Annotated in this window: 9 protein-coding genes and 2 tRNA genes; 4 read left to right on the forward strand and 7 right to left on the reverse strand. The window is 52.3% G+C overall.

All coding sequences use genetic code 11. From position 1 onward, the window contains the following. Nucleotides 1-10 precede the first annotated feature (10 nt). Genes ACTQ34_RS12235 through ACTQ34_RS12245 form a run of 3 tightly spaced genes read right to left on the reverse strand, consistent with a single transcriptional unit; the run spans nucleotide 11 to nucleotide 1,961 of the window. Nucleotides 11-496: a DNA-deoxyinosine glycosylase gene (locus ACTQ34_RS12235; RefSeq protein WP_441364070.1), complete on the reverse strand. Its 486-nt coding sequence runs from the start codon at nucleotides 494-496 to the stop codon at nucleotides 11-13. Beyond that, complete coding sequence (mutY, locus tag ACTQ34_RS12240; RefSeq protein ID WP_441364077.1) at nucleotides 493-1,533, reverse strand: A/G-specific adenine glycosylase; 1,041 nt, start codon at nucleotides 1,531-1,533, stop codon at nucleotides 493-495. The genes ACTQ34_RS12235 and mutY overlap by 4 nt, the downstream gene beginning before the upstream one ends. A 5-nt stretch (nucleotides 1,534-1,538) precedes the next feature. After that, nucleotides 1,539-1,961 carry a PaaI family thioesterase gene (locus ACTQ34_RS12245; RefSeq protein ID WP_373166566.1) on the reverse strand — a complete coding sequence of 141 codons (423 nt, stop codon included), beginning with the start codon at nucleotides 1,959-1,961 and terminating at the stop codon, nucleotides 1,539-1,541. 335 nt (nucleotides 1,962-2,296) lie between these two features. Between ACTQ34_RS12245 and ACTQ34_RS12250 the strand changes: the two genes are divergently transcribed. From ACTQ34_RS12250 to ACTQ34_RS12260, 3 genes are all read left to right on the forward strand, one after another. Then, the gene (locus ACTQ34_RS12250) at nucleotides 2,297-2,974 is read left to right on the forward strand and encodes a helix-turn-helix domain-containing protein (RefSeq protein WP_441364071.1); all 678 of its coding nucleotides are present in this window, start codon (nucleotides 2,297-2,299) and stop codon (nucleotides 2,972-2,974) included. A 79-nt stretch (nucleotides 2,975-3,053) separates the two neighbouring features. Continuing rightward, nucleotides 3,054-3,129 (forward strand) — tRNA-Thr (locus ACTQ34_RS12255). A 31-nt stretch (nucleotides 3,130-3,160) separates the two neighbouring features. Further along, nucleotides 3,161-3,245, forward strand: a tRNA-Tyr gene (locus ACTQ34_RS12260). A 108-nt stretch (nucleotides 3,246-3,353) separates the two neighbouring features. Here the strand turns inward: ACTQ34_RS12260 and ACTQ34_RS12265 are convergent. The 4 genes from ACTQ34_RS12265 to ACTQ34_RS12280 form a co-directional block, all read right to left on the reverse strand. Further along, complete coding sequence (locus ACTQ34_RS12265) at nucleotides 3,354-4,538, reverse strand: tyrosine-type recombinase/integrase (protein ID WP_441364072.1); 1,185 nt, start codon at nucleotides 4,536-4,538, stop codon at nucleotides 3,354-3,356. After that, nucleotides 4,519-4,794 carry a helix-turn-helix domain-containing protein gene (locus tag ACTQ34_RS12270; protein WP_125116510.1) on the reverse strand — a complete coding sequence of 92 codons (276 nt, stop codon included), beginning with the start codon at nucleotides 4,792-4,794 and terminating at the stop codon, nucleotides 4,519-4,521. Before ACTQ34_RS12270 ends, ACTQ34_RS12265 begins: the two co-directional genes overlap by 20 nt. A gap of 1 nt (nucleotide 4,795) precedes the next feature. Next, nucleotides 4,796-5,383 carry a tyrosine-type recombinase/integrase gene (locus ACTQ34_RS12275; protein WP_441364073.1) on the reverse strand — a complete coding sequence of 196 codons (588 nt, stop codon included), beginning with the start codon at nucleotides 5,381-5,383 and terminating at the stop codon, nucleotides 4,796-4,798. A gap of 77 nt (nucleotides 5,384-5,460) precedes the next feature. After that, nucleotides 5,461-5,691 (reverse strand): hypothetical protein, encoded by a 231-nt coding sequence (locus ACTQ34_RS12280; protein WP_441364074.1) that lies wholly within the window; start codon nucleotides 5,689-5,691, stop codon nucleotides 5,461-5,463. A 105-nt stretch (nucleotides 5,692-5,796) separates the two neighbouring features. Here ACTQ34_RS12280 and ACTQ34_RS12285 point away from each other — a divergent pair, with 105 nt between their 5' ends. Then, nucleotides 5,797-6,180, forward strand: coding sequence for a hypothetical protein (locus ACTQ34_RS12285; protein WP_441364075.1), 384 nt, complete (start codon nucleotides 5,797-5,799; stop codon nucleotides 6,178-6,180). Nucleotides 6,181-7,398: the final 1,218 nt, after the last annotated feature.

The following is a 7,398-nucleotide window of genomic DNA, read 5'->3' on the forward strand; positions in this document are numbered from 1 at the left end:
CGCCTTCTTTCTATAGGATCACGCGATAGGCCTCGATCAGTCGTTCGAGTGACCATGCTGCATTGGCCGGACTGGTGGAGGGAAGCTGTGTGATTGGGATATGCAGCTGCGGCTCGATGAGCTTGCGATACAGCTCAGCGGATTTGCCGCCGGTGGCAAAAATGCGGGTAATTTCGCTTTCTCGCACCAGTTTGCCGATGTCATTTGGCACAGCGTTGCGGATGCTGGTGTCGGACGCGCCCACGATATCGCAGCGGGCAATTGTGTCCCACAGCGCGACATGATGTTTCAGGCACATGGCGCGCTTTTCGTCAATCGTCTGCGGCATCTCTTCGCCCAGCACTGCAGCAAGTACACGCCAGAAGCGGTTTTGCGGATGACCGTAAAAAAAGCCGACCTCACGCGATTTCGGACTGGGAATCGAGCCGAGCAGAAGCACACGCGAATGCCTATCATACAGCGGCGGGATAGTATGGACAACAGTTTGGAGATTCATGTTTCCTCCTCTATGACAGAAAGGAACGCACGGAACGCGCTGGGAAGCGCATATTCCGCGCGCAGAGCGGACGGGCTGACAAAGGTCAGTGCTTCCGGTTGGTTTGCCAGCTCAATATAATAGCCGTTCATATGCCATTCCACATGCGTGAACACATGTTTGGCGGGGCGCAGGGAGAGTATCTTGGTCAATTGCCAGCCGCGAGCAGAAAGGGCAGTGCGCACTTCTTCCGGCGAGAGATGACCGTCCAGCGCGGGCAGTTCCCACAGACCGGCGAGCAGGCCGGAGGCGGGGCGGCGCGTCAGTCCGACGAGCGGGCCATATCGCAGCAGCAGAACAGTGCGGTTTTCGATGCGGCGTGCTTTTTTTGCGGCGCGTAGCGGCAGCAGGGCAGCGTTTCCGTGATGATAACCCAGACAGAGATGCTGCACGGGGCAGTCGCCGCACAGAGGCGTGCCGTTCGGCAAGCAGACGGTTGCGCCAAGTTCCATCAGCGACTGGTTGAGGTCGCCCGGCCGGTCAGCCGGCATTAGGGCGGCAAAACGCGAGCGGGTGCGCTTTTTGAACGCAGCATCTGTGATGGGGGTGAAGTCATTATCCAGCCGCGCGGCGACGCGCAGTACGTTGCCGTCCACCGCAGGAACGGGAATGCCGCAGGCAATGGATGCGATGGCGCCGGCGGTATAGTCTCCGATGCCGGGAAGTGAGAGCAGTGCGTCGTAATCGGCGGGAAGTTCACCGCCGTATTTCTCGCATATCTCGACCGCAGCACGGTGCAGGTTGCGCACGCGGCTGTAATAACCAAGGCCCTCCCATAACTTGAGGTAGATGGATTCGTCTGCTGCGGCGAGTGAGCGCACATCGGGCAGCGTTTCCATCCAGCGGGAAAAATAACCGAGCACAGCCTGTACGCGCGTCTGTTGCAGCATGATTTCACTGACCCACACGCGATAGGGCGTAGGCTGCGCGCGCCACGGCAAATCGCGGTGCCCTTGGTCATACCAGTTTAGAAGCGGGGCAACAATAGCAGGGGTCACGCCGCTCAATGCCGCATATCCTCCAACGTCTGGCCAGTGTAGAACATGGTGAAAACGGCGTCCGCAATATGCTTGTGTTCGTCATCGTGTACTTCGACCATGTAAACCGCAGTTTTTTTGCCGCGTTTGCGCTCATAAGCGACGGCGGTGAGCGTTTTGCCCAGACGTCCGGGACGGTAGTAATGAATGTTGCTGTCCAACGTCACGGCAACCAGTCCATGTGAGGCCGCAGCTGAGCCAGCCGCAATATCACACAGGGTAAAAATAGTACCGCCGTGCGCCATACCGAGCGGGTTGAGTAATTCTTCGGTCAGCTCTAGCTCAACGGTTGCGCCGCCATCCTTGTCCAGCGTGATAACGCGCATATGCATCAGTTTGTTCAGACCGCTGGCTTCCTGACGCATTTTCAAAATTTGTTCAACTGTCATAGAGAAACTCCTTTTGCACAAACATACATGGTGCAGCAGAGCAAGCCGCCGCACCATGTTTTTTTATTTTCCTTTTTATTATATCGGTCGCCGACAGGCGCGTCAAGCGTAAACGCAGCCCTCTAACGAATGAAGTGCGTCTGCGGTTTTCTATATGGCTGAATACACGACCACCATATATAGTTATAAATTCTAAAACGGGCAACCAAATCATGTAATAAGAGAAAAGAGGGCAGAATTCAAGGAAAAACGATGGAAATGCAACTTTTTCAATCTTTACAAGTGCGATTACACGCTGTATAATAGACATAGTTTTATGATGGGGTAGCAGAGATATGACCAGTGATTTTTCTCGTACACTCGCGCTTTTGCGACGGGAAAAGAAAATAAGCCAACGAACAGCCGCGGGCGACCTTGGGGTGTCACAGGCGCTTTTGAGTCATTATGAGAATGGCTTGCGTGAGCCTGGGCTGCCGTTTGTCGTGCGTGCAGCGGATTACTATGGGGTATCCTGCGACTATCTGCTGGGCAGGTCAATGGCGCGGGACGGTTCTGCCGTACCGGTGGAGCGCATGGATGTGCAGGTACATACCGGATGGGAGAAAAATCAGGTGGTGCAGGCGGTCTCCTTACTGATGGATTTGGCAGAGCAGGCGGGCAGCAAACAGTTGCCTCATGAAGTAGAAGCGTATCTGTCTGTTGTGATTTATAAGGTGTATCGTTATTTGTATATGGCAGACCCATCCAATGTAGAGGCAGTATTTCGCACATCCCGTGAGCAGTTTGAATACCTTTGTGATGCACGCATGAAAGAGCATGAACTTCGGATTCGTACAGCGGCAAAGGGGGAAGCAGGGTTTGGTCTGGAATCGGAAACGCTGCGTGGCATTTCGATTTCGCCCAATGAAATTAGTAAACGCTACCCGGAGTTATCCGGCGCGTTTCTGACGGTTTTGCAGCAGGTTTCAGACTCGATCGACGCTTTCGGGAAAAACATAAAAATCGGAAAATAAAAATCGAAAAAAGTGTTGACAGATGGGGAACAGTGTGTTATTATAAACAAGTCGCTGAGACAGACAAGACTTGCGAAACGCTGGTGTAGCTCAGTTGGTAGAGCAGCTGATTTGTAATCAGCAGGTCGGGGGTTCAAGTCCGTCCACCAGCTCCACCTGTTCTTTGCAGGATTTAAAATTGCATATGGGAGGTTTCCCGAGTGGCCAAAGGGAACAGACTGTAAATCTGTCGTCTATGACTTCGGTGGTTCGAATCCACCACCTCCCACCAGAGTCTAAACCGACCTTTTCTTTTGAAAAGGTCGGTTTTTTTCAACTTCTCTTGGGTTTTGCTGAAAATGGTGCAGGTAAGAAATGGGAGATTTCTGTCATTTTTCTGTCATTTCTCTCCGGAAGCGCGAGACGGCTTTGGGACGATCGCATTTGATAAGGTGGCTGCCAGCTTCGATCGGGCGCGCACGGTGACATGTGCATAGGTGTCGGCAGTCAGGGTAAAATTCTTGTGCCCGAGCCAGTCCTGTACTTCTTTGAGCGATGCGCCTTCTTCCAGCAGCAGAGTCGCACAGGAGTGGCGCAAATCATGAAAACGAATGTGGCGAAGCCCGATGCGCTCAAGCAGCAGGGGAAAGTTCCGTGTTACCAAATCAGGTTTGATCAGCTGCCCGACCGAATCGACGCAGACATAATCACTCCATTCCGTATGGTAGGCGCTGCCTGACAACAGCCGCTGCTTTTGCTGCCGTCGGTGTAAATCGTGCAAATAGGTTGCTAGTTCGTGCGGCAGAGCAAGTACACGATAGCTGGAGGGTGTTTTCGGCGCTTTGTAGTAAATGGCATCAGCGCTTTTGGTTTTGCGGCCGCAGCGTGTGGAGATAGAACCCTGCACATAGATCGTGCCGCGTGCAAAGTCAACGTCGCTCCAGCGCAGGCCGATGACCTCACCGCGACGAAATCCCAACCAAACCGCTAATGTGACCGGGACTTCGATGGATTCGCCGCGTACATGCTCGAGTAGATAGCGAAGTTCCTCGACTGTGTAATAAGCGCCAATGTATTTCTGCTTTTGCGGCATCAAAACGTTGTCGGCAGGATTTTGCCGGAGCCGTCCGGTCTGTACAGCGCGCCGCAGCGCTTTATGAATATTGCTGTGATACCGATGGATTGTTACAGCTTTCACCTGTTCTTCAAAAAGTTTTTTGCGGTAAAACGCTTCTATGTCCTGTGCAGTCAAATCAACCAGCTTGATGGAGCGCTCATCGAACCAAGGACAAATCCGGTTGTTGACTTGAAGACGGTATTCATAAAAGGTAGAAGGCGATACCGTAGGTTCAATTTCTTCGAGCCAAAGCCGGAGATAGTCGGAAAACAAAATATCGGAGTAGTTTGGACAGATTTTTTGCTCCCACTCCACCAGCGTTTGCTGGCGGAGTTTTTCTGCTTTTCGTTCATTTTTGGCAGTGGCAGCAAGACCTGTGGCGCAGTTTTTGCGAAAGCGTTTGCCATGCTCGTTCCATTGCACCAAAATATAATAGTGTCCGGATTTTTCATAAATCGTAGCAGTCATTTGATTTAGCCTCCTTGCCTCCTTTCCCGACTGCTTGCTGTGTTACGGTATCCTTATTGTAACAAGTGGTTTGTAAATACGCAAGCAAGTAGCAGCGGGGAATACGAATCGAACGGCCAACGCGCAGATGTTGAATTTGGCCGCTGGAAAGTAAATGATATGCGGTGTTGCGTCCAATATGGAGTATGTGCTGTAAGTCAGAAACGGTCATCAAATCCGGACAGTCAATATCGTCCAGCAAGAAGTGTTTAGACATATCATTCACCTCCCACGCGCAGAGACGCAAGGTAGATGCGCGTCACATCCTCGCGCTCATGACCTAAAAAACGGGACACATGCCGACAGGCGGCGTGCTCGTCCAGCCCCTGCTTGCGGCAGGCTAAATACTGCTCGACCGCGTATGTATGGCGCAGACCATGGCAAGTTAGCGGACGGTGCCGGTCAGCAATCTGCACAGCGTCACGGTGCCGGTAGAGGAAGCACTGGAAGCGGTTGATGGCAAGGTCGGTCGGGGTGTCGTCTGACACGAATAGCTTATGCCCGCGTGGAGTTTGCTGCAGCATGGCTTCCAGCTCAAGCTCTGCGGTGCGGGGCAAGGGAACGGTGCGGATTTTGCCGCCCTTGCCTTTGATCGTCAGCTGACCGGTTTTGATTGCCCGCTGGGCGGTTGCGGTGTCCAGTCGGAAGATCTCATGGATGCGCAGGCCGCAGTGTCGCGCCAGACAGATCGCGGCAGCGTAGTCCTCGCGGCCCTCGCCCCACGCTTTGCCTATCATGCGGTTGACCTCATCGTCGCGCCATGTGCGGTCGACCTTGCCGAATGAGCGCTGCTCCAGATCGAGCATCGCGTTGGTCGGCAGCTTGGGGTGCTTGCAGCTCGGCAGCTGGTCGTGGAAAAACAGGATGGCGGCGAGGTTGGTCTTTATGATGGACGCACACGGCGGTTTTCCTTAAGGAATTCCGTGTACGCATAAATGTGCTTAGGCGCGATGTTGGCAACGCGCTCGACATGGCAGACTTCCGCCAGAAAATAACAGAAGCAGCAGACGGCCTCTTTGTACCGACGGCGGGTCTGGATACTGCCTTGGCGGCAGTGGCGGAATACGCGCTCGACTTGTGTGAGCAGGTTTTGATAAATGGCATAGGTTTTCATCATTGCACCTCTTGTGCGTCGGGAGACAGGCGCAGCTCACCCGTCTGCAAAAGGATGGATTTCCGCCCGCTTTCCCCGTGCCGCACAGAAGGATGCGCATTTTAGATGCGTGTTATCACGCTCTTTCTGATTAAATGTGTGGTTTTCTGCCGGGATGGGGAAGGGGAGCGGCGAGTTGTTCGCTCTGTCTCTGTTGAATTTTGGGTTAGCATTGGTTGCCGCGTGCGCCGCAAAAGCGGCTGCACCATGGGTACGCGGCGAGCGCAGCGCCGGACAAATGCCGGTCACGCGAAGCGTGTGCGCTCTTGGTCGGCTGCCGGAAGCGCAGCCGATTTGCGCGAGGAAAAAACCGTCCTGCCGGACACGGGCGAGGGTAAGCCGGCCCCTCTTGGCGGCCGCACCGGCTGTGCGGAACGCCCGGAGATCATTGCTTTTGATTTTCCCCTGTCCGTCCTCAACCAAAACGCTGCGAATGGGCAGCGCCGGTGAGTGTTCACTCGTGGCCGCCTTTTGCGAATGGGCAAGTGCGGCGTTGTTTCGGCTTCCTGACGTGCATCGCTCTGGCGTGCGTGATACCCGTCTGTGGCGCGGAAGCAAGTTCCGATCATTCCTGTTTTGCTGATTTCTCATACAAATTTTCCCTTCTGAACGCAAAAACGGACATAATACTGCATAAAAACAGTTTTACGTCCGTCATTCGTGATAGTCTGTATGGTAGGCTATTCAGCGTTCTTCAAAATCTTACGGTCCGGAGGGCAGACTGCTCCCCGGGCGGGCTACACTAACTCAAAAAAATACTCTGACCTGATTTAAGCATAGTATAATAATAAACTGAGAATCTGTACACTTGCGGTTTTCGTAAGGGAGGAAGCAGACTTCTCAGGACAGGCTTCCCATCTCAGTCATTGCATAAAATAGCTTTGTTTCCATCGTTCAAATGCTGCATACTTTCCAATTTCTATGAATTCTTGGCATTTTGGCAACTCAAAGGCATACTATCCCCTGGGCGGCTTACTCTGACAAAATTACTCTGACATGGTTCAAGTATATTGTAGTTGGCTCCAAAAGTATTGTAAAGATGAAAAGTTTTCGCCTTGCTTTCTCGTGTTTACGACTATCCGTCACATGGCTGGCTTAAAAATTCCTACCTGTAAGCTGGTCATACTTGCTTTACACAGAAGCAGTTTCCAATGGTTCCTATTTTGCTGATTTCTCACACAAATGATCTTTCCCTGGGTATCAAAAAGGACATAGCGCTGCACAGCAGTTCTATGTCCTTGGGGCCTTGATTTCATGCGAATTTCGTGCGTGTACCTGCGGTAGCACGTCAATTCTTGGTTGCCAATTCATTTATAACGGCACAGAAGGCAGACTGTCCCCTGGGCGGTGATACGATGACAACAAAAAATACGAAAACCTGAGTTCATTTTTATTATAGTGTGGGTGATGCCGCTTGTATAGTTGACATTTTGTCGGGTATATAAATTTCTTTGCTGATAGGACATCATTCAGCTTGCATTCTGAAGTTGCCTTATCGACGCAAGGATAGTTTATCAAAAACTAAACTGTGAAATGGAAGGAGTCTGATGACTCCTTTCTCAGTCTGTCGAGAAACCCGGCCTATGCGTCAGGCATAAGCCGGGTTTCTGGCGTATAAAGGCCAAAAAAGTACAAACATGAATGGAGAAGACTTCTCCTTCCACAACC

It is taken from the genome of Agathobaculum sp. LCP25S3_E8 (genome assembly GCF_052117165.1).
Lineage (GTDB): Bacteria > Bacillota > Clostridia > Oscillospirales > Butyricicoccaceae > Agathobaculum.